A 266-nucleotide genomic window follows, 5' to 3' on the forward strand; every position below is an offset into this window, starting at 1 on the left:
GTCGCATACAGCTGCGAACCGTTGATCGCGTCCGTGCTCGTCGCACTGACCTGGCCAGCCGCCACGTTGGTGATCTGACGCTCCGCACCGGCCGCACCGACACTCACCACGCTCGCCGGGCTCGTACCCGCGAACGAGTACGTCGTGCCGCCGATCGTCGCGCTCGACGTCGGATTGGCCGCTGCCGTCGTCGAACCCGAACCCAGCGCCACATCGCCTGCGTTCGTCGCCGTGGCGCCCGAGCCGATCGCCACCGTGTTCGCACC

The 266-nt window shown here is 69.5% G+C and carries 1 pseudogene; it reads right to left on the reverse strand.

Annotated features, from left to right (window positions below):
• Positions 1-266: pseudogene (locus U4012_RS35765) on the reverse strand (hypothetical protein); the annotation flags it as partial.

Origin of the sequence: Burkholderia sp. BCC1988 (assembly GCF_905339895.1) — a bacterium.
Lineage (GTDB): Bacteria > Pseudomonadota > Gammaproteobacteria > Burkholderiales > Burkholderiaceae > Burkholderia.